22 protein-coding genes are annotated in these 26,156 nt (G+C 62.8%); 13 read left to right on the top strand and 9 right to left on the bottom strand.

The genetic code is table 11. The features are described from left to right. Positions 1–11 precede the first annotated feature (11 nt). A complete protein-coding gene (locus BMX92_RS13775; RefSeq protein WP_143066792.1) occupies positions 12–2,738 on the top strand; it encodes a TonB-dependent receptor in 2,727 nt (908 codons plus the stop codon). Positions 2,739–2,784: 46 nt separating this feature from the next. Here the strand turns inward: BMX92_RS13775 and BMX92_RS13770 are convergent, their stop codons facing one another. Continuing rightward, positions 2,785–4,020: a LysR family transcriptional regulator gene (locus tag BMX92_RS13770; protein ID WP_093017407.1), complete on the bottom strand. Its 1,236-nt coding sequence runs from the start codon at positions 4,018–4,020 to the stop codon at positions 2,785–2,787. Positions 4,021–4,223: 203 nt separating this feature from the next. On the opposite strand from BMX92_RS13770, the gene BMX92_RS13765 reads away from it, so the two are divergent. The 9 genes from BMX92_RS13765 to BMX92_RS13725 all read left to right on the top strand — a co-directional run bounded on the left by BMX92_RS13765 (position 4,224) and on the right by BMX92_RS13725 (position 15,465). Continuing rightward, on the top strand, positions 4,224–5,210 hold the full coding sequence (locus BMX92_RS13765; RefSeq protein ID WP_256213429.1) for a PhnD/SsuA/transferrin family substrate-binding protein: 987 nt from the start codon (positions 4,224–4,226) through the stop codon (positions 5,208–5,210). A 137-nt stretch (positions 5,211–5,347) separates the two neighbouring features. Further along, positions 5,348–6,373 (top strand): amidohydrolase family protein, encoded by a 1,026-nt coding sequence (locus BMX92_RS13760; RefSeq protein WP_093017403.1) that lies wholly within the window; start codon positions 5,348–5,350, stop codon positions 6,371–6,373. A 2-nt stretch (positions 6,374–6,375) separates the two neighbouring features. Further along, positions 6,376–7,224 (top strand): amidohydrolase family protein, encoded by an 849-nt coding sequence (locus BMX92_RS13755; protein ID WP_093017401.1) that lies wholly within the window; start codon positions 6,376–6,378, stop codon positions 7,222–7,224. 50 nt (positions 7,225–7,274) lie between these two features. Further along, positions 7,275–8,564, top strand: a complete 1,290-nt coding sequence (locus tag BMX92_RS13750) for an MFS transporter (protein WP_093017399.1) — start codon at positions 7,275–7,277, stop codon at positions 8,562–8,564. An 80-nt stretch (positions 8,565–8,644) separates the two neighbouring features. Further along, the gene (locus BMX92_RS13745) at positions 8,645–9,643 is read left to right on the top strand and encodes a DODA-type extradiol aromatic ring-opening family dioxygenase (protein ID WP_093017397.1); all 999 of its coding nucleotides are present in this window, start codon (positions 8,645–8,647) and stop codon (positions 9,641–9,643) included. A gap of 48 nt (positions 9,644–9,691) precedes the next feature. Next, the gene (locus tag BMX92_RS13740; RefSeq protein ID WP_093017395.1) at positions 9,692–10,549 is read left to right on the top strand and encodes an HpcH/HpaI aldolase family protein; all 858 of its coding nucleotides are present in this window, start codon (positions 9,692–9,694) and stop codon (positions 10,547–10,549) included. A gap of 1 nt (position 10,550) precedes the next feature. Then, positions 10,551–12,095, top strand: a complete 1,545-nt coding sequence (locus tag BMX92_RS13735) for an acetolactate synthase large subunit (protein ID WP_093017571.1) — start codon at positions 10,551–10,553, stop codon at positions 12,093–12,095. Between the two features lie 31 nt (positions 12,096–12,126). Continuing rightward, on the top strand, positions 12,127–13,023 hold the full coding sequence (locus BMX92_RS13730) for a phosphate ABC transporter substrate-binding protein (RefSeq protein WP_093017393.1): 897 nt from the start codon (positions 12,127–12,129) through the stop codon (positions 13,021–13,023). Between the two features lie 192 nt (positions 13,024–13,215). Next, entirely contained in the window at positions 13,216–15,465 is a 2,250-nt protein-coding gene (locus BMX92_RS13725) for a TonB-dependent receptor (protein WP_177185044.1), read from the top strand. Positions 15,466–15,526: 61 nt separating this feature from the next. Here BMX92_RS13725 and BMX92_RS13720 read toward each other — a convergent pair whose 3' ends face one another. The 6 genes from BMX92_RS13720 to BMX92_RS13695 all read right to left on the bottom strand — a co-directional run bounded on the left by BMX92_RS13720 (position 15,527) and on the right by BMX92_RS13695 (position 20,609). Beyond that, positions 15,527–16,468 (bottom strand): NAD(P)H-dependent flavin oxidoreductase, encoded by a 942-nt coding sequence (locus BMX92_RS13720; protein WP_093017389.1) that lies wholly within the window; start codon positions 16,466–16,468, stop codon positions 15,527–15,529. Between the two features lie 203 nt (positions 16,469–16,671). Then, entirely contained in the window at positions 16,672–17,592 is a 921-nt protein-coding gene (locus BMX92_RS13715; protein ID WP_093017387.1) for a copper resistance protein B, read from the bottom strand. Next, the gene (locus BMX92_RS13710) at positions 17,589–19,328 is read right to left on the bottom strand and encodes a copper resistance system multicopper oxidase (protein WP_093017385.1); all 1,740 of its coding nucleotides are present in this window, start codon (positions 19,326–19,328) and stop codon (positions 17,589–17,591) included. Before BMX92_RS13710 ends, BMX92_RS13715 begins: the two co-directional genes overlap by 4 nt. Before the next feature lie 24 nt (positions 19,329–19,352). Then, on the bottom strand, positions 19,353–19,910 hold the full coding sequence (locus BMX92_RS13705) for an RNA polymerase sigma factor (protein ID WP_256213428.1): 558 nt from the start codon (positions 19,908–19,910) through the stop codon (positions 19,353–19,355). 1 nt (position 19,911) lies between these two features. Beyond that, a complete protein-coding gene (locus BMX92_RS13700; RefSeq protein WP_093017383.1) occupies positions 19,912–20,358 on the bottom strand; it encodes a periplasmic heavy metal sensor in 447 nt (148 codons plus the stop codon). Continuing rightward, positions 20,355–20,609: a hypothetical protein gene (locus tag BMX92_RS13695; RefSeq protein WP_093017567.1), complete on the bottom strand. Its 255-nt coding sequence runs from the start codon at positions 20,607–20,609 to the stop codon at positions 20,355–20,357. Before BMX92_RS13695 ends, BMX92_RS13700 begins: the two co-directional genes overlap by 4 nt. 143 nt (positions 20,610–20,752) lie before the next feature. Here BMX92_RS13695 and copC point away from each other — a divergent pair, with 143 nt between their 5' ends. Then, positions 20,753–21,124 carry a copper homeostasis periplasmic binding protein CopC gene (gene copC / locus BMX92_RS13690; RefSeq protein ID WP_093017381.1) on the top strand — a complete coding sequence of 124 codons (372 nt, stop codon included), beginning with the start codon at positions 20,753–20,755 and terminating at the stop codon, positions 21,122–21,124. A gap of 4 nt (positions 21,125–21,128) precedes the next feature. Here copC and BMX92_RS13685 read toward each other — a convergent pair whose 3' ends face one another. Together BMX92_RS13685 and BMX92_RS13680 are read right to left on the bottom strand one after the other, a co-directional pair. Next, the gene (locus BMX92_RS13685) at positions 21,129–23,651 is read right to left on the bottom strand and encodes an ABC transporter permease (RefSeq protein ID WP_093017379.1); all 2,523 of its coding nucleotides are present in this window, start codon (positions 23,649–23,651) and stop codon (positions 21,129–21,131) included. Beyond that, a complete protein-coding gene (locus BMX92_RS13680; RefSeq protein WP_093017377.1) occupies positions 23,648–24,349 on the bottom strand; it encodes an ABC transporter ATP-binding protein in 702 nt (233 codons plus the stop codon). Before BMX92_RS13680 ends, BMX92_RS13685 begins: the two co-directional genes overlap by 4 nt. Here BMX92_RS13680 and BMX92_RS13675 point away from each other — a divergent pair. After that, the gene (locus BMX92_RS13675) at positions 24,348–25,073 is read left to right on the top strand and encodes an arylesterase (RefSeq protein WP_093017375.1); all 726 of its coding nucleotides are present in this window, start codon (positions 24,348–24,350) and stop codon (positions 25,071–25,073) included. The two genes, BMX92_RS13680 and BMX92_RS13675, sit on opposite strands and share 2 nt — an antisense overlap. Next, positions 25,070–26,113, top strand: a complete 1,044-nt coding sequence (locus tag BMX92_RS13670; RefSeq protein WP_093017373.1) for an oxidoreductase — start codon at positions 25,070–25,072, stop codon at positions 26,111–26,113. Before BMX92_RS13675 ends, BMX92_RS13670 begins: the two co-directional genes overlap by 4 nt. The last annotated feature ends 43 nt before the right edge of the window (positions 26,114–26,156 follow it).

The following is a 26,156-nucleotide window of genomic DNA, read 5'->3' as shown; positions in this document are numbered from 1 at the left end:
CCGGTACCATCATGATCCTGCCGTGCCTTGCCGGCTCGCGCCGCCGCGCGGGTCTCCTCCTGATGCTGTCCGGATGTAGTCCGTTCGCGCTGTCTCCGGCGCTGGCAGCGACGAGTGCTGCTACGACGCCGACTGCGGACGATATCGTCGTCACTGGTCAAGCGCCGCCGGGCGCGGTCATTGGCGATATCCCGGCGGAAAATCAGCTCAACCGCGCCGATATTGACGCCTATGGCGTCGGCACGATCAGCGAATTACTGGACGAGATCGCCTCCCAGACCCAGAGCAATCAGGGGCGCAGCGATGACGGCCCGGTCGTGCTGGTCAACGGCAAGCGCATTTCGGGCGTCAACGAAGTCAACGACCTGCCGACCGAAGCCATATTGCGGCTCGACATCCTGCCCGAGGAGGTCGCGCTGAAATATGGCTATGACGCCCAGCGCAAGGTGGTGAACATCATCCTGCACCGTCGCTTCCGGTCGCAGGTCGCCAACCTGTTCGGCGGCTTCGATACGGCAGGACAGGGTGAGAATGCCGCGGGCGACTTTGGCTACACCCGCATCCGGGACAATGACCGGGTCAACATCACCGCGCGGGCCAAAACGACCGCATCTCTGCTGGAAAGCGAACGCGACGTGGTGTCGACCGACACGTCCAGCGACCCGACCGGACAGGTGGACGATGTCGGCCGCTATCGCACCCTGTCGCCGTCCACGCGCACCTACATGCTCAACGCCAATGTCGCGCATCAACTGGCCGACAAGGTGAACATGTCGTGGAACGGGCGGGTCAATTATTCGACCAGCGCGGCGCTCAATGGCCTGCCGACGGGCAGCCTGACGACGACGACCGACGGTAGCAGCGAGACGATCGATCGCATCCTGTCTACCGATCCGTTGCGGCAGGACAGCCATACCCTGTCGCTGAGTAGCGGCGTCAGCCTGAACGCTGAATTGTCGAAGACATGGCGCCTTTCCCTGATCGGCAGCTACAGCCATTCGGATGTCCAGACCGACAGCGATACCGGCTATGATCTGACGGCGCTTCAGGCCGCGCTGGATGCGGGCGAGGATGTCGATGCCAATGGCGTCCTGCCTTCCAGCCTGCTCGGCCGGATGCAGACCCGGCGGTCCAGCGCCCTGTCCGACAGCGGCAGCGCCAGTCTGCTGATCAACGGCAAATTGCTGAGACTGCCCGCCGGTAATATGGGGGTCAGCCTGCGTTTCAGCGGCGACACCAGTTCGCTGCGCTCGACCAGCGAAGAAGACAGCATCACCACGACACGGAACGCCCGCCGCACGACCGGCGGCGCGCAGATCAGCATCGACCTGCCGATCGCCAGTCGGCGCAATGGCTTCCTGTCGCCGCTGGGGACATTGACGGCGAATGCCAATGCCTCCGTCACTCACTATTCCGATTATGGCGCGCTGGCGACGCTGGGCTATGGGCTGAACTGGACACCGGGTACCGGCATCACCTTCATTGCGGCGATCAATAATGACCGGTCGGCGCCCACATTGTCAGATCGCAATGATCCCACGATCACCACCAGCAATGTGCGCATCTATGACTATGTCACCGGGGATACCGCCACAGTGACGCAGGTCAGCGGCGGCAATCCTGACCTGAAGGCGGACAATCGCCATCAGCTCAAGCTGGGTGCGACCGTCAAACCCTGGTCGAAGCTGAATCTGAGCCTGTCGGCCAATTATGTCAGCAGCCGGACACGCAATGCGATCGTCAGCCTGTCGGGCACATCGGCCGCATTGGAAGAGGCCTTTCCCGATCGCTACGAACGGGATGATGAGGGTAATCTGGTCCGCATAAACACCCAGCCGGTCAATGTCGCGCGCGAGGATGTGGACCAGTTCCGTTGGGGTATTAATTTCACCACCGTCCTGCGCGCGCCCAAGCGGTCCGCGCCGTCGGCAGGCTTCGTCCCGCCGAATTGGGCGAAGCGGGCACAGCCAGCAGCAACCACACAGGATGAACCCGCACCAGAAGGCGGCGAACAGGAGCATGGTCCGCGGGACGAGGCGGATATTCTGGTCACCGGCCAGCGCGGCGACGACGCGACGCCGATGGGCCCGCCGGGTGGCTTTGGCGGGCCGGACGGATTTGGCGGACCACCACCGGGGCCTCCGCCAGACGGGATGGGGCCACCACCGGGTGGTGGCCCTCCCGGTGACATGGGCGGTGGCCCGGGTGGCATGGGTCCACCGCCGGGCGGCCCCGGCGGACCGAGCGGTGGCGGCAGCGACAATGGCGCGCGGCTGCAATTCTCACTCTACCATAGCGTGATCCTGCGCGACGCGATTCTGTTGCGGGAAGAAACATCGTGGATCGACCTGCTGGATGGCGGCACGTTGGGCGGTACGGCCCAATCGCGCCATAGCGTTCAGTTCAGCAGCGGCGTCATCGACAATGGCGTCGGCCTGCGGCTCGACAGCAACTGGAAGAGCAGCGCCGTCGTTACGGCCGATCAGAACGGCGCAGGCAGCGACCTGCATTTCGGATCGCTGCTGACATTCGACCTTCGGCTTTTCGCCAACCTGTCCAACCGGATCCACAATCAGAATTGGACGCGGGGCATGCGGGTCAGCCTGTCGGTCAAGAATATCCTCAATACCCGGCAGAAGGTGGCCGATGGGACCAGGGCAACGCCGACGGCCTATCAGGGCGCCTATCTGGACCCGGACGGGCGGACGGTGATGCTGTCGATCCGGAAATTGCTGTAGCTGGCCGGGCGGCGACTGTCGCCCGGTGCGCCCCTAATTCAGCCTGCTATGCCAGTTCCAGCGCTGCGGGCTCCATTCGGGTCGGGATCGTCGCAGCGACATGATCGCGGATCATCTGGACGAAACGGGCATGCAGCCTGGTCGGCAACCAGTTGGCGCGTGTCGTCACGGCAATGACGGGCACCGGACTGATCGGGCCAAAATCGATGGCCGCCATGCCCTGCCCTTCATGCTGCAATTCATAGGAGGTCATCAGCGTCAGCCGATCGCTGCCAAGGAGCAACGGCCGGATCACCGCCAGCGCAGAAGTGGAAATGGGCGAACGAACACCCGGATCACCATCGAACAGCCGATCGAAACAGGCCCGGCGGCTGGACCCCGGCGCACCGACCAGCCAGTCGAAACGGGCGAGATCGTCGCGGGTGACGGTGGACTGCCGCAGCAACGGATGCCCTTCCCGCGCCACGATCGAATAGGGCGTGCGCGCGAGCGGCAGCGTGTCCAGATCGTCGGCATTTTCCTGCGGCAACAGGCCGACGACGAAGTCGACATCGCCCGCCCGCAAGCTCTTGACCATTTCCACCGCGCTTTCATTGCGCACGACGACCTGGGCCTGCGGCGCGGCGCGAATGAAATCTTCGAGCATCGATGCCAGCAGGACGCTACCCCCCAGCGGCATGGCGCCGACGATCAGGGGTGCGGTCGTGCCGCCATGGGCTTCCGCCAGTTCCTGAACGCCCCAGTCGATTTCCTGTATGCATAGCTTGAGCCGCCGCCCAAGCTGGATGCCATCGGGCGTCGGAATGGTGCCGGCGGCCGTGCGGTAAAAGAGCGGCTTGCGCACATTGCTTTCCAAATCGCGGGCAGCGCGCTGGAGCGTGGCGGGCGAAAGACCCAGTGCCTGCGCCGCAAGCGGGAAGGAACCCTGTTCGACGATGGCGATCAGCGCCCGGACCTGCGACCGCAGCAACCGCGCAGCGACCGTCTTCGCGCCGACCATTCCCCCTTCCACCCCGAACAGCGCCAGAGCTTGTTCGAACTGGGTGATGAAGCGCGATACGCGCCGGTAGAAAAGCTCGCCATTATCGTTGAGATAGGAGCCGCTTGCCCGTCGTTCCACCAGACGTGCATCGACCAATTGCTCCAGCTTGCTGAGCGATTGCGTGACGGCCGGCTGCGATAAGTTACAGTCTTCGGACGCACGCCTGACGCTCTTGAGTCGTCCCACCGATTCGAACAGCCTGAGCTGACGGAAACTGATCGCTTCTATATCCTGCGACACGCTTTTCTCCGTATTTTTATCCTCGTCCCGGCATCATCGATAGCATGATATTTATAGCTATTGAAAGTCCGAAGCATGGAATAGGCCCGCCATCGACTGATTGAAAACAGGTCGCGGCTCTTTGGTAACCCGTCGCAGTGCGTTGACTAATATACCGGCCAGGCGCTTCACCATGGGCGTCAAAAATGAGCGGGAGAGTCCCTGTGTCAAAGGTTCATCTGAAGATCGCCGTTGCGGAGCATCCGCATACTTCTGCCATCCGGGACGGGTCGATCCCGATCGAAGGCGTCGATGCGGAGATCGTCACCGTCAAGCCGCAGATCGGCGCGTTTCGCCGGATGGTGCGCGATCTGGAATTCGACGTCTGCGAGATTGCGCCGACGACCTACATAATCGCCCGCGCCTATGGAAAGAAGTTTAAGGCGCTGCCAATCTTCGTCGTCCGCCGCTTCCACCATTCGGGCCTGCTGGTTCGTCCCGATGCGAGCATCGTCACGCCCAAGGATCTGGAAGGCAAGAAGGCCGGCGTGCGCGCCTATTCGGTGACGACGGGGGTATGGACCCGACAGGTGCTGATCGACGAATATGGCGTCGACAACAGCAAGATAAACTGGTTCGTCGATGACGAAGAGCATGTGCAGGAATTGCAGCTTCCCGCCAATGTCAGCCATGTCACGGCGGGTGACAGCCTGGCCGACATGATGGCGCGCGGCGACATCGTCGCGGGCTTCGACGCGGCGGCGGGCATCGGCCGCACCGGCGCGCCGACCGGCGGCTGGCAGGAGGTCGAGGCCAATTATCCCGACCTGTTCCCCAATGCCGAGGCACTGGAAGCGGATTATTATGCCCGCACCGGCGTCTATCCGATGCATGGCACGATCGTCGTCAAGGACAGCGTGCTGGAAGAACACCCATGGGTCGCCCGCTCCATCTACGACGCCTTTACCAAGGCCAAGGACGAGTGGGTCGCCAGGCTCAACAGCGGCGAAGCCACCGGCGCAGGCGCGGACAAATATCGCAAGCTCCAGACGATCGTCGGCCCCGATCCGCTGCCCTATGGGATCGAGGCGAACCGCGCGACCATCGAGGCGCTGGAAAAGACCGCCTTCGACCAGGGGCTGACCCCGCGCCGCATGAGCATGGACGAATTGTTCGTCGATCCCGAACAGGTGCCCGCGCTGACAGCCTGATCCAGTTACCGGGCGGACGCAGAGATGCCGTTCGCCCGGACCAACTCTTATCCCGACATGCCCGGATTCAATGCCGCTACTACCCGGTCCGGGCCTAGACCAGACACGACAAAAGCCGCCCAGCGGACGGAGAGATCATGATTATCGATTGCCACGGCCATTTTACCACCGTGCCCCAGTCCTTCCGCGACTGGCGCGCCAGACAGGTGGATTCCGCCAACGACCCGGTCAACGCCCCCAAAGTTTCGGATTGCATCGTCACTGACGACGATATTCGCGAAGGCGTGGGCAATGGGCAGTTGAAGCTCCAGCAGGAGCGCGGCAGCGACCTCACCCTCTTCTCGCCGATCGCCGGCCTGATGAGCCATCATCTGGGCAATGAGCGCACCAGCCTGGAATGGGCGACGATCAGCAATGACCTGGTCCGCCGGGTGTGCGACATTTATCCCGACAATTTCGTGCCGGTGGGCATGCTGCCGCAATCGCCGCTGGCGCCGCCCAAAAATTCGATCCCCGAACTTCGCCGCATGGTCAACGAACTGGGCTTCGTCGGCGTCAATGTGAACCCCGATCCGACCGGTGGCTACTGGACCGGCAAACCCTTCACCGACAAGTCATGGTATCCGCTGTTCGAGGCGATCTGCGAACTGGATGTGCCGGCGATGGTGCATGTCGCGGCCAGTTGTAACCCGAATTTCCATGGCACCGGCGCGCATTACATCAACGCCGATACGTCCGTCTTCATGCAAATTCTCCAGTCGGACCTGTTCACCGATTTCCCGACGCTGCGCCTGATCATCCCGCATGGCGGCGGCGCGGTGCCCTATCATTGGGGTCGCTATCGCGGCATGAGCCTGGAGATCGCCAAGCGTCCGCTCGAAGGGCTGCTCGACAATATCTTCTTCGACACCTGCGTCTATCATCACCCCGGCGTCGAACTGCTGACCAAGGTGGTGCCGACCAGCAATGTCCTGTTCGGGTCGGAAATGATCGGCGCAGTGCGCGGTAAAGACCCGAACACCGGCCATTATTTCGACGATACCAAGCGCTATGTCGACCAGTGCGACGCGCTGAGCGACGCCGATCGTCAGGCTATTTTCGAAGGCAATGCCCGCCGCGTCTATCCGCGCCTCGACGCGCATCTCAAGGCGAAGGGTCTCTGAGCATGCGCGTCATCGACATTCACCCGCACATCATTTCCGACGATGCGACCCGCTATCCGCCCGCGCCGCTGTTCGGCAAGCGATCCGACTGGTCGCAGGAGCGCCCCTGCACCGTCGATTCCCTGATCGACGCGATGGACGAAGCCGGGGTCGACAAGGCGGCGGTGGTTCATTCCTCCACCACCTATGGCTTCGACAACAGCTATGTAGTGGATGGCTGCAACCAGTTTCCCGACCGGTTGATCGCGGTCGGATCGGTCGACGTCGCCGCCCACGATGCAGTGCCGGTGATCCGGGGCTGGGTGGATAAAGGGCTCAAGGGCCTGCGCATCTTCACCGGGGGTTCGACCAAGGATTTCGATCCGACCGAACTGGAAAACCCGGCCGCCTATCCGGCCTGGGAGATGTTGGGCGAATTGGGCGTGCCAATGTGCATCCAGACCGGCCCGATCGGCCTGCCGCAGGTGACGGACCTTGCCAGACGCTTTCCCAAGGTCAACATCATCCTTGATCATCTGGGTCGCCCCGATGTGCTGGATGGTCCGCCCTATGCCCATGCCGACAGCCTGTTCGCGCTGGCCGACATTCCCAACATCTACCTCAAGCTGACGCCGCGCATCTTTGGCGACGTGAAGAAGGAGAAGGCGTCGGCCGACACCTTCTTCCCCAAGGTCGCTGCTGCTTTTGGCGCAAATCGCATGGCCTGGGGTTCGAACTTCCCGACATCGCCCGGCACGCTCGCCGATATCCTCGCGACCGCAAAGGCCGGTCTCGCTTCGCTGAGCGAGGCAGACGAGCAATGGATCTTCGGCAAGACAGCCCAGACACTCTATCCCGCACTGGCGGACTGACGGCGCTTTGCCGTCCTGAAAACTAGCGAATGCCCATAAGGAGAGGGTCCATGGCATCATCCCCATTATCGAAGGAAACCGCCGTACCGGCGGCGCGCGTGCCGGAACTCTCTCCCGCCGGGCGCTGGCTGATATTGTTCCTGTTGGCGACCGGCGTTCTGATCGCCTTCGTCGACAGGACCAGCATCTCATCCGCGCTGGCGGACCCACCCTTCATCCGGCATTTCGGCCTGTCCGATCTGGACCGTGGCTGGCTGAACTCCGCCTTTTTCTGGTCCTATGGGCTGGTACAGATTCCGATGGGCTGGCTGGTTGATCGCTACGGCGTGAAGGTGCCATACACGATCTGTTTCGTGCTCTGGTGCCTGGCGACGGCGGCCATCGGTCTGGTCGATGCTTTCGCGACCCTGCTGACCATGCGCCTACTGATCGGCGCGGCTGAGGCAATCGTCATGCCAGCCAGCTATCGCTGGATCAAAAACAACTTCAGCGAACGGCAGAATGGAACGGCGGTCGGCATCTTCGCCATGGGCAACAAGTTCGGCCCGGCAATCGGCGCGCCGGTCGCGGCCTGGCTGATCGTCAATTATGACTGGCGGATGATGTTCATCCTGACCGGCGTGGCGGGCTTCATCTGGCTGATCCCCTGGATTCTGACGGTGCGGAACGACTGGCCTACGGTCGAGGAACGGGAAAGCGCGAAGAAGAAGGCATCGGCCGTGACCATGGGCGCGATCCTGAGAAGTCCGCTGGTCTGGGGCGCGATGATCGTCAATTTCTGCTACGGCTATTTCACCTTCTACTGCATGACCTGGATGCCCGCCTATCTGGTCGAGGAACGCGACCTGTCGCTGAAGGAATCCGGCCTCTACACCTTTTTCAGCTTTGCCGGCATCGCCATCGTTGCGGTGATCGCAGGCTGGGGCGCCGACAAGTTGATCGAGCGCGGCGGCGATCCCGTTTTCGTCCGCAAGGCTTTCGTTATCGCCGGCTTCATCGGCGCCTGCACCGTGCTGTTGGGCGCCTATGCCCCCAGCCTGTCGATGGCGCTGTTCTGGAACGTCTTCTCGCTCTCCTTCCTGGGCCTGGCGACCGCGAACAATCTGGCGCTTTGCCGTCTGACCCTGATCCCCAAGCCGGCGATCGGACTGGTGACGGGCGTGCAGCAGGTGGCGACGTCGCTTGCGGGGGGCGTTGCGGCCAGCCTGTCGGGATGGCTGCTGCACGTCAGCGGCGGATATGACCTGCCGATGCTGGTGATCTTTGTCTTCCTGATCATCGGGGCAGCCGCGACCTGGATTTTGCTCCGCCCGCAATGGGCACCGAAAATATCGGAATAAGCTATCGCGCCGGACCTGCTTTGGATTGGTCCGGCTTCCGCGCAGCACATAGTCTGCGCGCCCATAGACAGAGGATTTTTATGGCAAAGATCATATTTGGGATGGCGGTGCCGCACAGCGGGATGCTGGGGCAGAAGCCGGAGGACTGGCTCAATAACGGCGACCGGGATCGGAAGAATCCGGAACTCTGGTTCCAGAACCGCACCTGGACCTATCCGGAACTGGAGGCCCATCGCGGCGCGGCGTTCGAGCCCTATCTGACCATCGAAGAACGTACCGAGCGCGCCACCAAATGCCGCGCGGCGCTGGATGAGATGGCGCAGGCGTACAAGGCGGCGAATGTCGATGTCGCCATCATCCTGGGCAAGGACCAGAAGGAAATCTGGCCCGACCAGTCGCCGTCCATCACCATCTATACCGGGCAGGACGTGCATAACGGCCCGCCCCAGCGTGCGGTCTATGCCCCCGACCATCATGTCGTGCATCAGGCCTATCCCGACCTTGCCACCTATCTCATCAAGACCTTCCAGAAGGAAGGCTTCGACCTCAACGACCTTCAGGCCTGGCCCGAAAATGTCTGGATGGAGAAGAATCAGGGGCGCAAGGCCGACTATCCGGTCGTGCCGCACGCCTATAGCTTCGTCTATCACCAGATCATGGGCGATGACGTGCCACCCCATGTGCCGGTGCTGTTCAACCTCTTCTACCCGCCGACCCAGCCGTCCATGGCCCGCTGCATCGAGTTCGGTCGCGTGCTGCGCGACGCGATCGAGGCATGGCCGGAAGATGTCCGTGTCGCGGTGATCGCGAGTGGCGGCCTGTCGCATTTCGTCAATGACGAGGCATTCGACCGCGACGTCATGGGGAAGCTGGCCGCCTATGATTATGAGGGCCTCGCCGCGATCCCGGACGGCTATTATCAGTCCGGCACATCGGAAGTGAAGATCTACTCGATCGTCATGATGGCGCTCCAGCATACTGGCGCGGAGATGACTCTGGTCGACTATGTGCCCTGCTGGCGCACGGCCGCCGGCACCGGCGAGGGCATGGGCTTCATGTACTGGAACGCGCCCGAATAAGCGGCACGCTTCCTTCTTTCCCTATTCAGACAAGAACGGACGATCCTCATGACCGACATGCGCCTCAACGGCGTCATCCGCGCTTTCGAAGCCGGAAAGCCCGCCTTCACCTGCTTTGCCAAGGTGGACAAGCTCACCGCGCAGGAAATGACCGACGCCCCCTATGACGGCGTGGTCTTCGAAATGGAGCATAATCCCTATGATGTTTCGGCGCTGGGCGACGCGCTGCAATATATGCTCAACCGCAAGAAGATTGCCGAAACGGGTTCTGTCGCCCCGTCGGTGACGCCGCTGGCCCGCATCCCGGCCAATGGCGGTGAGATGAACCAGTTTCAGGCCAAGCAGGTTCTGGATCGCGGCGTCTATGGCGTCATCACGCCCCATGTCTCGACGGTCGAACATGCGTGGAACGCGGTGGCTTCCTGCCGCTATGCCAAGCCGACCGGCGCAGCCTATTATGAGCCCAAGGGCATTCGCGGCGATGGTCCGGCCACCGCCGCGCGTTATTGGGGCCTGAGCCAGCCGGACTATTATGCCAAGGCGGACGTCTGGCCGCTGGTGCCGCATGGCGAAATCCTGGTCGGCATGATGTGCGAAAGCCCCGAGGCGATCGAAAATCTGGACGATATCCTGTCCAATGTGCCGGGTATCGGGCTGGTGCTGATTGGCGAGGGCGATCTCAGTCAGGCGCTGGGTTATCCGCGCCAATATGAACATCCCGAGGTCGTCAGCGCGATGAACCGGATCGTCGAGGTCTGCAAGAAGCATGATGTCGTCGTCGGCAATCCGCACACCAACGCCAAAAATGTCGAGCGCCTGATCAGCGAAGGCTATCGTTTCCTGATGTCCGCCCCATCGCGCAGCTATGGCGTGGTCGGTCAGGGCCGCGAACTGGCTGGCTACTGACATGAATGGCGCCGAAAGCCTCGTCAACACGCTGGTCGATCAGGGCGTCGACATTTGCTTCGCCAATCCCGGCACGTCGGAAATGCATTTTCTGGCGGCGCTGGAAAATCCCCGGATGAAGAGCGTGCTGTGCCTGTTCGAAGGCATCGCCACCGGCGCGGCCGACGGATGGTATCGAATGAAGGATAGCCCCGCCTCCACCCTGCTCCATCTGGGGCCGGGGCTGGCGAACGGGCTTGCCAATATCCACAATGCCAAGCGCGCCTCGTCCGGCATGGTCAACATCATCGGCGAGCATTCGGTGTCGCACCTGCGCTACGACCCGCCGCTCCAGTCGGACATCGAGGGACTCGCGCGGCCGCTCAGCCATTGGGTGCGCCGGGCCGACAGTGCATCGACCATCGCCTGGGACGCGGCGCAGGCCGTGGCAACAGCGTCCGAACATCCCGGCAAGATCGCGACCCTGATCCTGCCGGGCGATACGAGCTGGCAGCAGGCGCAGGGCGCTGTAACGCTGCCCCGGATCGTGAATACGCGCCCGGCGCCTGCCGCCGCCCGGATCGACCATATCGCGCAGGTCCTCAAGTCTGGCGAACCCACGCTGATCATTCTGGGTAACAAGGCGACGCGCGGGAAGGCGCTGGAGCTGGCGGGCAAGGTGGCTGCTGCCACTGGCGCTCGCCTCGGCTCGCAATTCTTCACCGCCCGGATAGAGCGTGGCGCGGGTCGTACCCCGATCGAGCGCATCCCCTATGCCGTGCCGCAGGCGATGGCCTTCCTTGCCGGCTTCAACCATATCATCACGGTCGAAACGCGCGAGCCTGTCGCCTTCTTCGCCTATCCCGACAAGCCCAGCCTGATGAAGCGCGAAGGCACGATCGTCCAACCGCTGGTCGAGGAGCATGAGGATAGCGAAGCGGCCTTCGAGATGCTGCTCGACGCGCTGGGCGCCGCTCAGGTCGCGCCGATCGTGCAGCAACGGATCGAAACGCCTGCCCCGAGCGGCGCGCTCAACCCGCTCAGCATCGCCCATGCTCTGGCGGTGGCGTTGCCGGAAAACTGCATCCTGGTCGATGAATCGCTGACCACCGGCCGGGAATCCATGGGCCACACCATGGGCGCGGTGCCCCATGACCTGATCAACAATATGGGTGGATCGATCGGCTATGGCACACCTGTTGCCACCGGCGCGGCGCTGGCCTGTCCCGATCGGCGGGTCTTCTGCATGGTGGGCGATGGCAGCGCCATGTACACGATCCAGTCGCTGTGGACCCAGGCCCGCGAGGGGCTGAACATCACCACCGTCATCTTCGCCAATCGCACCTACGCCATCCTGAAGGCAGAATATGCCAATATGGGCGCAGGCACGCCGGGCGCCCAAGCGATGGCAATGATCGACATCGACCGTCCGACCATCGACTGGGTCGCCATGGCCAAGAGTATGGGCGTGCCGGCGCTGGCCGTGGAAACGGCCGAGGACTTCACCAGAGCGATGCAGAATTCCGCACGTGAGTCGGGGCCGTCGCTGATCGAAGTCAGACTGTAACTACAATCAATTTGCACAAGGGGTAGAGGATATGGCGACCACCGCCGATGACGTGCTGACTCTGCGTACCAACCTGGCCTTGTCGCCGATGACCAGGGCCATTCATGACGGTCGGGTAACGTCCGACATCGTGAAGCTCGACTGTTGCGGGCCGGACCCGGCGCAGAACGGGTTCAAGGACATGATCCGCCGCAATATGTATGACGCTGGCGAACTGGCGATCGTCACCTATTTGCAGGCGAAATGCTATGACAAGCCCTATGTGCTGCTGCCCGCGCCCGTTTCCGGCCGGTTCCAGCATCATTGCGCCGGCTTCAACCGCGACCTGGGCCATATCGACCCCAAGGATATCGAGGGCAAGCAGGTCGGCGTACGCACCTATGCCCAGACCACGGGGCTGTGGATACGCGGCATCCTGCAACATGAATATGGCGTCGATCTGAACAAGGTCTCATGGATGACCGTGGGCGAAGGACATCTGGAGGAATATAGCGACCCCGACAATTGCCTCCGGCTGCCCAGGGGATCGAATATCGGCCAGATGATGCTGGACGGCGAACTCGCCGCCACGCTTCAGGGCGTCGACCTGCCCAAAGATCCGCGCGTCGAACGACTGGTGCCCAATCCCTTCAACGCCGCCAAGGACTGGTTCGCGCGCGAAGGCGTCGTCCCGATCAACCATATCTTCGTCGTCCATCAGGATATCTCGAAGAACCGGCCGGACGTGGTGCGCGAAATCTATCGCATGGTCGAGGAAAGCCGCAACCTGACCGAAGGTGGCCTGCCCGATCCCTTCCCGCCGATGGGCGTCGAGGCCAATCGCAAGGGTCTGCAACTCGCGATCGAATGGGCCTTCGAGCAGAAGATCATTCCGCGCAAACTTTCCGTCGACGAACTGTTCGACGAAACCACTGGGGCGCTCGGATAACAAAGCCGAAACAAGACGGCGGAAATCGATAGGCTTCCGCCGCCTTTCTTATAAGTCAGAAAACCGCTTCCATTATAACAAAGATAAGCAATTCCGGAAAAAGGGATTGAACATAACAGCGCACCATGGGGAGGACACATCATGCGCCGCTGCAACTTTCCAATAACCGCCTTACGGGGCGGGCTATCTGTCATGGCCGTTGCCCTGACCCTGCCCGCCCTGGCCCAGACCACTGAACCGCCCGCGGCCACGGACGGTGTCTCCGAAATCATCGTCACCGCCCAGAAGCGCGCCGAAAATGCGCAGAATGTGGCGGTCGCGATCACGGCGCTGAGCACGGCAGACATTGCCGCTTCCGGCGTCACCAGCACGGAGGATCTGCGTGCAGCGGTCCCCTCGCTCAACGTCACCACGGCGGCGGGCGGTTTCGGCCTGCCGCGCATCCGCGGCGTCGGCGCCACCGGCCAGGGCGCGGGCATCGAAAATCCCGTCGCGGTCTATGTCGATGGTGTCTATTATGGCTCCGCCATCGGTGCGCTCCAGTCCCTGTTCGACGTGCAGCAGGTCGCAGTGCTGAAGGGGCCGCAGGGCACATTATTCGGTCGCAACGCGACGGGCGGTTTGATCCAGATCACCACGCGCAAGCCCAGCTACGACTATACCGCGTCGGCCCGTTTCGGTTATGGCAATTATGACACCGTCAGCGCGGCCGCATTCGTGTCCGGGGGCCTTGCCCCCAGCCTCGCCTTCAGTCTGGCCGGACAATATGAAAATCGCGACGACGGCTATGGCAAGAATGTCTATACCGGCAATGATATCCAGACCGACCGCACCTACTCGCTGCGCGGAAAATTGCTCTGGGAGCCGGGCGATACGACATCGATCGTCCTGTCGGGCGATTATTTTGGGCGGCGGGCGGCTGATCCGGCCTTCGTCACCTTCAGCCGCAACGGCGCGGGGCAAGATGTGCCTGCCGTCATCAAATCGCTGGGCGGCGATCCGCAGCGCGACATTTACTCCGATTTCGACCCTACGCTGCGCGGCAGCCAGAAGGGTGTCAGCCTGACCATCGATCAGGAACTGGGCAGCGTGAACCTGCGCAGCATCACCGCCTATCGCAAGACGCATCTGCGGACCTATTTCGATCCCGACGGCACGGTGCAGCCGCGCCTGCGGATCGACAATAATAATCGCGACAAGCAGTTCACGCAGGAAATCGACCTGATTTCCGACAATGACGGACCGTTCAACTGGGTCGTCGGCGGATTCTATATGAAGAGCAGCGCGGGCCAATATCCCGGCCGCACCACAGGCCTCACCACCTTTGGCGACAATGGCTATTCCGACGATTTCACCGATATCGAGCTGGAATCGATCGCCGGTTTCGCCGACGGCACCTACAAGCTGGGCGAAAATACCAAGATCACGGCGGGCCTGCGCTATACCTACGATCAGCGGGATATCGATGCCCAGCGCGTCGCCTATAATGGCGCGACCGGTGTGACGACGACGACCGACTATGATCAGGCGGAACGGACGTTCAAGAAGCTGACCTGGCGCCTATCGGTCGACCATCGTTTCTCGCCCGAAGTCATGGCCTATGCCAGTTACAATCGCGGCTTCCGCAGCGGCACCTTCGTTCCGCAGATTGCGACGCCCTTCAACGTGCTGGAGCCCGAAGTCGTCGATGCCTATGAAGTGGGCCTGAAGACCGATCTGTTCGACCGCAAGGTTCGGCTGAACGTCGCCGGCTATTATTATGACCAGTCGGCGGTGCAGGTGATCCAGGTCATCGCTGGCGTCAACAATGTCTATAATGCGCGCAAGGGCGCCCGCATCTATGGCATCGATGCCGACCTGACATGGCAGGTGAGCGACAATCTGCGCCTGTTCGGCGGTTTCAACTGGACCGACGCGCGGTACAAGTCCTTTACCGACGCGATCATCTCCATCCCCTATCCGGTCGCGGCGGGCTTCAGCCCCTCCTCCTACACCTATGTCGACAGCAAGACGGGCGCGACCCTCGCCAATACAAGTTGCCTCGGCACATTCGGCGCGCCGTCGGCGCAGCTTGGCGGCAATTGCCTGCTGCGGGGCGACGCTTCGGGCAACCGGCTGCAAAATACGCCCGAGTTCACCGTCAGCCTGGGCGGCAGCCTGGACATTCCGACCAGCGCCGGCACCTTCACCCTGGCGGGCAATTATTATTATAATGACGGCTTCGTCGCGACCGCCGACGAGCGGGTGAAGCAGCCCAGTTACAATACGGTCGACGCGTCGGTGACGTGGAAGGAACCGGGCGACAAATTCTATGTTCGCCTGTGGGGCAAGAACCTGACCGACGCCTTCTATCGCAGCCAGATCAGCGCCACCAACAGCGGTGACAATGGCTATGCCGGCGCCCCGCGCACCTATGGCGTGACGCTCGGCTTCGATTACTGACTACGACGCCTGGACACGTCGCAGCACCCCCGCCGGTTCACCCCGGCGGGGGTTTCCTTGTTCAGGGCAAGGCGCAAATCCGTTCGCGCGCCGTCTGATATTCGCGCTTCAGCCGAGCGATCAGGTCCGCCGCCGGGACGATGGCGTCCACTGCGCCGATCCCCTGCCCGCATCCCCATATGTCGCGCCAAGCCTTCTTGCTGTCGGTCATGCTGGCGAAATCCATCTTCGATGGATCGGACGAAGCGAGATTGTCGGGGTCCAGCCCCGCACGGACGATCGATCCACGCAGATAATTGCCGTGCACGCCGGTAAACAGGTTCGAATAGACGATGTCGCTGGCGCTGCTGTCGACTAGCATCTGCTTATAGGCCGGATCGGCATTGGCTTCCTGCGTCGCGATGAAGGCCGACCCGATATAGGCCAGATCGGCGCCCATCGCCTGCGCCGACAGGATCGCTGCGCCATTGGCGATCGATCCGGACAGAGCCAGCGGACCATCGAACCAGCTACGAATTTCCTGCACCAGAGCAAAGGGTGACAAGGTGCCGGCATGACCGCCTGCGCCGGCCGCAACGGCAATCAGCCCGTCCGCGCCCTTTTCCACCGCTTTCCTGGCGAATCTGTCGTTGATCACATCATGCAGGACGATGCCGCCATAGCTGTGGATCGCCGCATTGACTTCCGCCTGGGCGCCAAGCGATGTGATGATGATCGGCACGCGATATTTGCAGCACAGCTCCAGATCTTCCTGCAACCGGGGGTTGGATCTGTGAACGATCAGGTTGACGGCAAACGGGGCATCTCGGTCCGTCAATTCCGTCGTCAGCCGTTGCAGCCATTGTTCGAACACCCCCGATGGGCGGGCGTTGAGCGAAGGAAAGGCGCCGATCACGCCAGCCCGGCATTGCGCCATCACCAGATCGGGCTGCGAAATGATGAACATCGGGGATGCGATGGCAGGAAGCGCAAGCCGATCTTTGAAACGATCCAGCAGGGTCATGGAATATCAGGCTCCTTTACCATTATTCTTATGCGCCGGTCAGGGACGCGAATCCCCGGCGGTTGCAAGGTGCATAATGATCTTCCCGCCCGTCTCCTAGCGCCTGAACGGTAGAAATCAGGCAGATTGGCAGCGGGCGGCCTGCGTGTTTGCCATGCCGTAGCGTCGATGCCGGAAAGAAATGTTTCGCCCGGCCATAATGATCAGAACCAGAAGCGAATGCCCATGACCAGATTGGCGACGGATGCCCTGTCCCCTGCCGCCCGCGCATAACGGGCCGTATCGCCGAAGCTGCGTTCCCAATTGATGCCGACATAGGGGGCGAATTCGCGCGCGAATTCGTAGCGCAGACGCAGGCCTATTTCGGTATTGGAGAGGCCACTGCCGATCCCGATGTCGGAGACATCCTGCGCGGCGATATTCACTTCCACCGCCGGTTGCAGGATCAGACGCTGGGTCAAACGCTGATCATAGCTGCCCTCCAGCCGCAGATGGGCGTCGCCCTTGTCGGACAGGAAAGCCTGCGCCTCCACCTCGAACCAGTAAGGCGCGAGGCCTTCGATGCCGATGGTCGCGTAGCTGCGCTGGGGCTGCGGACGGAAATCCTGGCGAACCCCGGCGACGATATTCCACCACGGGTCGATGGCCCGGCTGTAGAGCGCCTGAACTTCGGCGCTTTCAAGGCGGCCACCGACATCGCCCTCCCCTTCGGACTTGATGGCCAGACGATGGATATCGCCGCCGATCCAACCCTCGCCTTCCCAATGATAGCCTTCACCGCCCTTTTGCGCGCGATATTCCAGACGATCGATCATGAGTTGGGAAAAGGTCATGCCGCCGCTTTCCCTGACCATCGCAGCGCGGGCGCGCGCCATGACAGCCGGATCATAAAGAGAATCCGCCGCATGATCGGCGGGAACGGGCGGCGCTACGCCCTGCGATATCGCCTCGGTTGCCGGCGATCCATGGCCAGCATGGGCATTCGTCGGCTGATCTTGCGCCGCCTCATCCTGTGCTGACGGCATCTGATGCCCGCCATGGTCCATCTGGCTGTGGTCCATGGTCTGCGCCTGCGCAGAGACGGTGCCGCTGGCCAGCAGCAGGGGAAGGATCAGGCGCTTCATGCAGCCTCCTCCTCATGACGGACGGTAACGACACGCATCATGCCAGCATGCATGTGCATCAGCATGTGGCAATGAAAGGCCCAGTCGCCGATCGCATCGGCCGTCAGGTCAAAGCTGACTTTCCCGCCGGGCAGGACATTCACCGTATGCTTGCGCGGATGATGGGCTGCATCCTCACCAGTGACGAGCTGGAAGAAATGACCGTGAATATGGATGGGATGCGGCATCATCGTGTCGTTGATCAGGTTTACCCGCACCCGTTCCATGTGCCGGAAGGGGATGCGTTCCGCGCCGTCGGACAGCTTCACACCGTCGAAGGACCACATATAGCGTTCCATATTGGCGGTCAGATGGATGTCGAGCGTGCGGGTGGGCGTGCGCGTGTCGCTATTCGGTTCCAGCGCGCGCAGGTCGGCATAGGTAAGGACGCGATGATCGACATCCTCCAGACCGGTCGGGCGATCGGCCGTGCGATCGGCGGGCATGGCGGAAAGGGTCGCAACGCCCGGCCCCATCGGGACATTGGGTGCGACCGAGGGATCGAGCATCTTCATGCTATGGCCGGACATGCTGTCATTGGCAGGCTGGCTGAGATCGATCACGCCCGCTTGCCCCATGTCCATCCCCGACATGTCCATGCCCATATCCTTCATGGTCAGTAGCGGGCGCTGACGCAGATCGGGAATGGGTGCGACCATGCCGATCTGTGGCGCGAGCGTCGCGCGGACCTGCCCCGACCGGTCGATCGCTTCGGCGATCAGGCCATAGGGTTTGGCCTCGGTCGGCTGGACGATCACGTCATAGGTTTCGGCGATGCCGATCTGGAATTCGTCTGTTTCGACCGGCTGGACATGCTGGCCGTCGCACTGGACCACGGTCATGGGAAGTCCGGGTAAGCGGACATTGAAATTGGTCATGGCCGAAGCGTTGATGATGCGCAGCTGGACCCGCTCACCGGGCACAAACAGGCCAGTCCAGTTTTCCGCCGTGCCATGGCCATTCACCAGAAAGCTGTAGGTCGCGCCGGTCACGTCCGAAATATCGGTGGGATCCATACGCATCGCGCCCCATTCCATCCGATCCTTGAGCGACTGATCCTTGCCTTTGAGTAGGCTGGCCAGCGTCTGGCGCTGCATATTATAGTAACCGCCCATCTGCTTGAGCCGCTTGAGCAGGACATGCGGATGGACTGACGACCAGTCGGCCAGCACGATCACATGTTCGCGATCAGACTGGACCGGATCGGCACCGGCGGGATCGATGACGATCGGACCATAATGGCCCATCGCTTCCTGCATGCCCGAATGACTGTGATACCAATAGGTGCCGGACTGGCGGATCGGGAAGTCATAGGTGAAGGTTTCGCCGGGACGGATGCCGGGAAAGCTGACACCGGGAACGCCGTCCATCTGGAAGGGCAGTATCAGGCCGTGCCAGTGGATCGACGTATCCTCCTTCAGCCGGTTGGTGACGGCGATGCGGACCTGCTGCCCTTCCTTCAGGCGGATCAACGGGGCGGGGATGGTGCCATTGATAGTGATGGCGTGGGCCGACCGACCGCCAGTGCCGAAATGGCTTTCACCGACCGTCAACGCGATGCTGTCGCCGGACAAGACGCTGGGAGCAGACAAGAGGCCAGTGGTACCGCTGCGCGCCCAGGCAGGGAAGGCACCAGCCAGAGTTATGGCAGCGGCGCTCCTGATCAGGGTGCGGCGATCGAGAGATGAGGAAAGCATGCCCCTTCATACGCGGATGGGGACTCAATCCCTCAAAATTTCCGCCAGTCTGGCGCGCGCGCGATAGAGTCGGGTTTCGACTGCTTTTTCCGTAATGCCCAGCACCTGCGCCGCCTCCGCCTGACTCATCTGTTCGATCGTGCGGAGCAGCAGCACATTTCTCAGATTGGCGGGCAGCGATGCGATGGCGACATTGATCCGGGCGAGGGCGTGCTGCGATTGCAGCGCCTCTTCCGGCGTTTCAGCCCTATCGGCGATATGGAGCGCATCGTCGATCGGCCGGGCGAAGGTGAAGAAACCGCGGACGGCACGACGGCGTGCCCAATCGCGGCATTTGTTGAGGGCGATGCGGGCAATCCAGACACGGAATGATCGCGTGCCATCATAGCGGGCAAGGGCGGCGAAGGCCGAAACGAAACTTTCCTGCGTAATGTCCAGTGCGACATCCCCGTCGCCGACATGACCGCGCGCAAGCCTCCACACTGCATCCCGGTGCCGCCGCATCAGCGCGGCATAAGCCGATTGCTGCCCGGCCAGCGCGTGAGCGACCAGCACGCGATCGTCGGGGTTCGGATCGTTCACCTTATCGGGTGGACGGGACGGGCTGGGTCAGCGCCTTGACGATGGCAGCATCGAACTGCGCCGCCTGATCAGGACGCAGCACTGCGCGCATCGCGAAAATATGTTGCAGCGTGTCCTTTTGCAGCTGGCCCATCACATGGTGCGATCGATCGACCGCTTCCGCCACCTTGGGACCATAGCCATGTTCGGCGGCGATCGCGTCGGCCAGCCTTTGATTGTCTGCTCGCATTTCCGCCTCCAGCGTCGCGCGCCGGGTGGCAAAGGCGGTTTCCAGGGCGTGGATGCGCTGTTCCTGCGCCGCGTCCAGGGTCAGCCGTTGATGGAGCAGTGCATGCACTTCGCTTTCGACGCGCGGTTCGGGCGCGAACCAGAGCCGTGTCACCAGCACCGCCGCCAGCGATGCGGCAAAGGCGACCAGTGCGACGAGCAGATAGCGGCGGGCGTTCATTGGCCAAGCAGGCGAGAGGGCGCATAGTCCGACATGCCGATCGGCATGGCCTGCGCCGGGGCGGCAGGCAGGATGCTGCCGGTCCAGCCGATGCCGATCGCCACGATGCCCGCCAGCATCAGGCTGCGGCGCGCGGTCATCCGTTCACGCCGATCGGCCATGCCGGTCAGCACAGCATCATCCATGCCCGCCAGCCGCGCATCGGTGGGCGTTGCCCGCACGGCGTCCAGCATCTGATCCAGATCGGTCATCGCGTCATTCTCCATTCCTGACCGAGCATACGCATGGCACGCTTCCATCCCTCAATCTGGCAGGGTAAAAAATATGCGCATGACGCGAGGGGGCGGGCAAGCCCGTGCGTAACTGTCTGCAACTATCCTTGCAGGAGATTGCCATGAACCGTCTGTTCCTGACCGCCGCCGCCGTCGCCATGTTGCTGCCCGGCGTGGCGAGCGCACACAGCAAATTGCTGTCGTCCACGCCGGCCGCCGATGCTACCGTGGCCAAGCCGACAAAAATGACGCTGACCTTTTCCGAAACCTTTCAGGCGGCCTTGAGCGGCGCGGACCTGACCATGACCGGGATGCCGGGCATGGCCAACCATGAACCCATGCCGATCAAGGGGTTCAAGACCATGGTCGAGGGCAAGACCATGATCCTGACTTTCCCCCGCGCCTTGCCCGCCGGCACCTATGACCTGAAATGGCATGTCGTTGGTGCCGACCAGCACAAGGTGGAGGGCGGCTACAGCTTCAAGGTCCGATAAGTCATCAGACCTGACGCAGGGCGCGGGACGGTCGGACGGACAGCAACGGCACCGATCCGGCCAGACCGATGCCCAGCGTCAGCAGCGCCCCGCCCGCCAGCGTCGCCAGCACCACGGGCCAGTCGGGCGCCCAGCCAAAATCGAAGACCTGGACGATCACGAACCAGGCCGCCGCGCTGCCCAGCGCCAGCGCCACCAGCGCCAGGATTGCGGCGAGCAACCCATATTCGAGCGCCTGCCCGCCCAGCAACTGCGCACGGGTGGCGCCCAGCGTCTTCAATATCACGCTGTCATAGCTGCGGGCCTGCCGCGAAGCGGCGATGGCGCCGACCAGCACGGCGATGCCGGCAAGAATCGCCACCGAAGCCGCGACAAGGATGGCGCGCGACATCTGGGTAAGGATGGTGCCGACCTGATCGATCACTTCGCCGACCGCGATCACCGACACGCCGGGGAAGGCGGCCAACAAGGCGCGGGTCATGGCGCTGTTGTGCTTCGTGTCCATCGTGATCGTCGCGGCTACACTATGGGGGGCGGATTGCAGCGTGGCGGGTGAGAAGACCAGCACATAGTTGAAGCCCATCGTGTCCCAGTTGACCTTGCGCAGGGAGGCGATGCGCGCTTCGATTTCGCGGCCGAGGATCGAGACGGTGAGCGTATCGCCGACCCCTATATTGAGCGTCTTGGCGGCTTCGGCGTCGAGCGAGACGAGCGGCGGCCCCTTATAGTCCTTCGCCCACCATTTTCCCGCGACCAGATCGCTGCCTTCGGGCAAGGTCGCGCTATAGGTCACGCCCCGCTCGCCGCGCAGGAACCATGCGCCTTCGGGCAATTGCTTGAGATCGGCCACGCGCTGCTTGCCAAAGGCCGTGATCGTGCCGCGCAGAACGGGCACGATATTGAGCTGCGCTTCGGGCGCCTGCTGCGCGACGATCTGGCGGAAACGCGCCTGTTGTGGCGCGGGGATGTCCAGCACGATCTGGGCCGGTGCCTTTTGCGGCACGACGCTGCGAATTTCCGCGTTCAGGCTGGTTTCGATTCCTGCGAGCGTGACGAACAAGGTGAGGGCGAGGCCAAGCGCCACGATCAGCGCAGCCGTCTGCGCGCCGGGGCGATGGAGATTGGCCATGGCAAGACGCAGCAGCGGGCGACGCGGCCGGGGCAGACGACGCGCGACATGGCTGACGGCCAGACCGAGGCCCAGCAGGAGCAAGAGGACAGCCGCTACTGCGCCCAGCACGGCCGCAGAGAAGAGCGGCTCGCGCGCGGTGCCCAGTGCCAACGCGACCAGCAGTGCGCCAGCCAATCCCATCGCACCAAGACTATGACGATCAAGGCCCGACCGGCTTTCCACCGCTCCCCGGAAAATGGCTGCTGCGGGCTGGGTCCGCGCTTTGGCCAAAGGCGGGAAGGTGAAGAGAAAGGCAATCAACAATCCATAGACGGCGCTGGTGATCAGCGGCGCTGAGTGGAGGCGGAAACCGGGACTGACCGGCAGTACATCGCCGGCCATTGCCACCACCAGAGGCGGCAATGCCGCGCCGACGACCAGCCCCACGCCAATGCCAAGCAGCGCAACCACCCCAATTTGCAACCGGTAGATATGAGCGATGTCGGCGGAGGTGGCGCCCAGCACCTTCAGGGTCGCGATACTGCCTCGTTTGGCCGCGAGATAGGAGGCGACGCCATTGCTGACGCCGATGCCAGCGATCACCAGCGCGGCGAGGCCGATCAGCGACAGAAATTGCCCCATCCGCTCGATGAAGCGATCGGCACCGGGCGCCGCGCGATCGCGATCCTTGAAGGTCCAGCCTTCGCTCGCGCGCGCCTTCTCCCAATCTTCGCGAACCGTCGTCGCGTTATAGCGGGGGTTCAGGCGGATGCGATATTTGCTGTTGTAGAGGCTGCCGGGCTGGATCAGCCCGGTGCGGCGCAGCCCCTCCATCGACACAATTGCGACCGGGCCGAGGGTGAAGCCCTCACCCAGTCGGTCCGGTTCATCGGCGATGATCGCGGCGATGGTGAAATCCGCCTGCCCATAACGCAGCCGCTCTCCGCGCCGGATATCCAGCCGCTCGGCCAATGCCTCACCGATCAAAATATGGTCGGCATCCATGGGCTGATAGCGACTGCCCTGCAATGTCAGCGTACCATAAAGAGGATAGGCGGCGTCGACGCCCTTGAGTTCGGTAAGGACTGCCGGAGGCGCATCCCCCCTCCCCCGCCCGACACGCTGCGCCATGGCGCGCATCCGGATCGTTTCGCTGAGCGTGCCGAGCTGTCGGAAAGCCTGCTTGTCGCCAAAGCCCGCCTCACGCTGGGTCATGGCGATCTCGATATCGCCCCCTAATATGACCCTGCCCCGGTCGCGCAATTCCTGCGTGATCGCCGCCGTCAGGCTGCCGATCGCCGCCAGCGTTGCAACGCCAAGGAACAGGCAAAGGAAAAGCAACCGCAGCCCCCGGAACCCCAGATGCAGGTCCCGCCGGGCGATGCGCCAATAGCCGCGCCAGCCAAGGCCATTCATGCCGCGCGATCCGCGACGATCTGACCATCGCGCATTTCGACGATGCGCCCGCACCGTTCCGCCAAGACGGGATCATGAGTGATGATGACCAGCGTCGCGCCCGCCGCCTTTTGCCGGTCGAACAGCAAATCCATGATCGCCGCGCCCGTGGTGGCATCAAGATTGCCGGTCGGCTCGTCGGCGAAGAGCAGGGTCGGGCGCGGTGCGACGGCGCGGGCGATGGCGACGCGCTGCTGCTCCCCTCCCGATAATTGGGCAGGATAATGATCGAGCCGGTGGCCGAGGCCGACGGCGCGCAATTCTTCGGCGGCCAACGCGAAAGCATCAGCATGGCCGGAAAGTTCGAGCGGGACGGCGACATTTTCCAGTGCCGTCATGGTCGGCAACAGGTGGAAGCTTTGCAGCACGATGCCGATCCGGCCCCGACGGGCGCGGGCCAGTTCATCCTCGCCGAGCGTCCCGAAATCGACGCCGCCGACATCGACATGGCCGCCACTGGCGCGTTCGAGGCCGGAGAGGACCGCCATCAGCGAACTTTTGCCCGATCCCGAAGCGCCCAATATGGCGACGCTTTCGCCGCGCAGGATGGACAGGTCCACGCCCTTCAGGATCGCCACCGGCGCATCGCGCGTGCCAAGCGAGAGAGTGACATTGTGCGCGCGGATCGCGATAGTGGCGGGATTGATGGGCAAATGCATGAAAAAGGAGCGCTCCTTGGCGGGCAGAATATTGCAATATGGGGCGATGATGCTGTTTGTCTATCTGGCGAGCAGCTGTTCCGACAAGGCGCCGCCCCCTCCCCCACCGGCCGAGACGGCGCAGGCAGCGAATGCGGTCGCGCCCTCTGCCCCCAAGATGGCCGATGCGAAGCTGGTCGTGGCCTTTGGCGACAGCCTCTATGCCGGCTATAATCTGGATCAGGAAAAGGGACTGGCGCCGGTGCTGGAACAGGCGCTGAACAGGCGCGGTATGAAGGTGCGGGTAGTCAATGCGGGGGTATCGGGTGACACGACGGCGGCCGGTCTGGCGCGGCTCGCCTTCACGCTGGACGGCTTGCCGCGCAAACCGGACCTGATGCTGGTGGGACTGGGTGGCAATGACATGCTGCGCGGCCTCAGCCCCATGGAGACCCGAGCCAATCTGGGTGCGATCCTGACCGAAACGCAACGGCGGGGCATCAAGATACTGCTGACCGGGATGTTGGCGTCACCCAATATGGGGCCGGACTATGCGGCGGCGTTCAACCCCATCTATCCGGAATTGGCGAAGCGCTATGATGCGACGCTCTACCCCTTCATGCTGGACGGCGTGATCGGCAAGCGATCGTTGCAACTGCCCGATGGCATCCATCCCAATGACAAGGGTGTGACGGTAATCGTCGGCAAGCTGGCGCCCGTGGTAGCGGGAGTTTTGAAGCCATGAGCATCGGGGTCGGGCTGATCGGCTATGGCATGGCCGGCCAGGTTTTCCATGCGCCGCTGATCCGGGCGACGGCAGCGCTGGACCTGAAGGCAATCGTCACCAGCCGGTCGGCGGAGGTGGCAGCGCTCGATCCCGCCATCGCCTGTGTCGAGCAAGTGGAGGATCTGCTGGCCGATCCGGCGATCGATCTGATCGTCATTGCGACACCGAGTGCGACACATGCAGCGCTGGCCGCCGATGCGCTGCGATCGGGCAAACATGTGGTGGTGGACAAGCCCTTTGCCCTGTCGCTGGCGGAAGCGCGCGATCTGGCAGCGTTGGCGCAGAGTGTGGACCGGCGACTGGCGGTATTTCACAATCGCCGTTTCGACAGCGATTTCCTCAGCATCAAGACGGCGATCGAGACTGGCGCGGTCGGTCGCGTCACCCATTTCGAAAGCCATTTCGATCGGTTCCGGCCGGAAGTCCGCGATCGCTGGCGGGAGGATGGATCGGCCGGATCGGGCGTGTGGTTCGATCTGGGGCCACATTTGGTGGATCAGGCGCTGGCCCTGTTCGGATCGCCCGACGCCGTCAGCGCGGATATCACAGCGCTGCGGGCCGGATCGGGCGCGGACGATTGGGCTCATGTCATCTTGCGGTACGCCGACAAGCGGATCGTGCTGCATGCCAGCCTGAACGCGCCGGGCGGAGAGCAAGGTGGCGCGCCGCGCTTCACGGTTCATGGGACCGAAGGCACCCTCATCAAGCGCCAACTCGATCCGCAAGAGGCGCAATTGATCGCCGGGCTGCGACCGGGCGACATGGGTTGGGGCGTGGATGACGATCCGATCGAACATCGCGATGGCGACGGACGCATGACGCGGCATCCGGCAGAAACCGGATGCCAGGAACGTTTTTATGCTGGAGTAGCCGAAGCCTTGCTGACCGGAGGCCCCCAGCCCGTTCCCACGCAGGATGCCGTCGCGGTCCAGCAAGTGATCGAAGCGGCATGGCTGTCCGCCCGCGAAGCCCGCGTCGTGACGCTGCCTCTGGATTGAGGTTGTTTTCCAAGACAGAATAGCCCTGTTACAAGGAGAGGAT

The sequence above is a fragment of the Sphingobium sp. YR768 genome (genome assembly GCF_900111125.1).
In the GTDB taxonomy this organism is placed as follows: Bacteria; Pseudomonadota; Alphaproteobacteria; order Sphingomonadales; family Sphingomonadaceae; genus Sphingobium.
The sequence above is the reverse complement of the archived record's forward strand: the minus strand, read 5'-3'. Positions and strand labels throughout refer to the sequence as shown.

Coding starts and splice junctions, on each gene's coding strand:
- BMX92_RS13775 (WP_143066792.1), top strand. CDS start 12: ATGATCCTGCCGTGCCTTGCCGGCTCGCGCCGCCGCGCGGGTCTCCTC.
- BMX92_RS13760 (WP_093017403.1), top strand. CDS start 5,348: ATGATTATCGATTGCCACGGCCATTTTACCACCGTGCCCCAGTCCTTC.
- BMX92_RS13755 (WP_093017401.1), top strand. CDS start 6,376: ATGCGCGTCATCGACATTCACCCGCACATCATTTCCGACGATGCGACC.
- BMX92_RS13750 (WP_093017399.1), top strand. CDS start 7,275: ATGGCATCATCCCCATTATCGAAGGAAACCGCCGTACCGGCGGCGCGC.
- BMX92_RS13745 (WP_093017397.1), top strand. CDS start 8,645: ATGGCAAAGATCATATTTGGGATGGCGGTGCCGCACAGCGGGATGCTG.
- BMX92_RS13740 (WP_093017395.1), top strand. CDS start 9,692: ATGACCGACATGCGCCTCAACGGCGTCATCCGCGCTTTCGAAGCCGGA.
- BMX92_RS13735 (WP_093017571.1), top strand. CDS start 10,551: ATGAATGGCGCCGAAAGCCTCGTCAACACGCTGGTCGATCAGGGCGTC.
- BMX92_RS13730 (WP_093017393.1), top strand. CDS start 12,127: ATGGCGACCACCGCCGATGACGTGCTGACTCTGCGTACCAACCTGGCC.
- BMX92_RS13725 (WP_177185044.1), top strand. CDS start 13,216: ATGGCCGTTGCCCTGACCCTGCCCGCCCTGGCCCAGACCACTGAACCG.
- BMX92_RS13720 (WP_093017389.1), bottom strand. CDS start 16,468: ATGACCCTGCTGGATCGTTTCAAAGATCGGCTTGCGCTTCCTGCCATC.
- BMX92_RS13715 (WP_093017387.1), bottom strand. CDS start 17,592: ATGAAGCGCCTGATCCTTCCCCTGCTGCTGGCCAGCGGCACCGTCTCT.
- BMX92_RS13710 (WP_093017385.1), bottom strand. CDS start 19,328: ATGCTTTCCTCATCTCTCGATCGCCGCACCCTGATCAGGAGCGCCGCT.
- BMX92_RS13700 (WP_093017383.1), bottom strand. CDS start 20,358: ATGAACGCCCGCCGCTATCTGCTCGTCGCACTGGTCGCCTTTGCCGCA.
- BMX92_RS13695 (WP_093017567.1), bottom strand. CDS start 20,609: ATGACCGATCTGGATCAGATGCTGGACGCCGTGCGGGCAACGCCCACC.
- copC (WP_093017381.1), top strand. CDS start 20,753: ATGAACCGTCTGTTCCTGACCGCCGCCGCCGTCGCCATGTTGCTGCCC.
- BMX92_RS13685 (WP_093017379.1), bottom strand. CDS start 23,651: ATGAATGGCCTTGGCTGGCGCGGCTATTGGCGCATCGCCCGGCGGGAC.
- BMX92_RS13675 (WP_093017375.1), top strand. CDS start 24,348: ATGAAAAAGGAGCGCTCCTTGGCGGGCAGAATATTGCAATATGGGGCG.
- BMX92_RS13680 (WP_093017377.1), bottom strand. CDS start 24,349: ATGCATTTGCCCATCAATCCCGCCACTATCGCGATCCGCGCGCACAAT.
- BMX92_RS13670 (WP_093017373.1), top strand. CDS start 25,070: ATGAGCATCGGGGTCGGGCTGATCGGCTATGGCATGGCCGGCCAGGTT.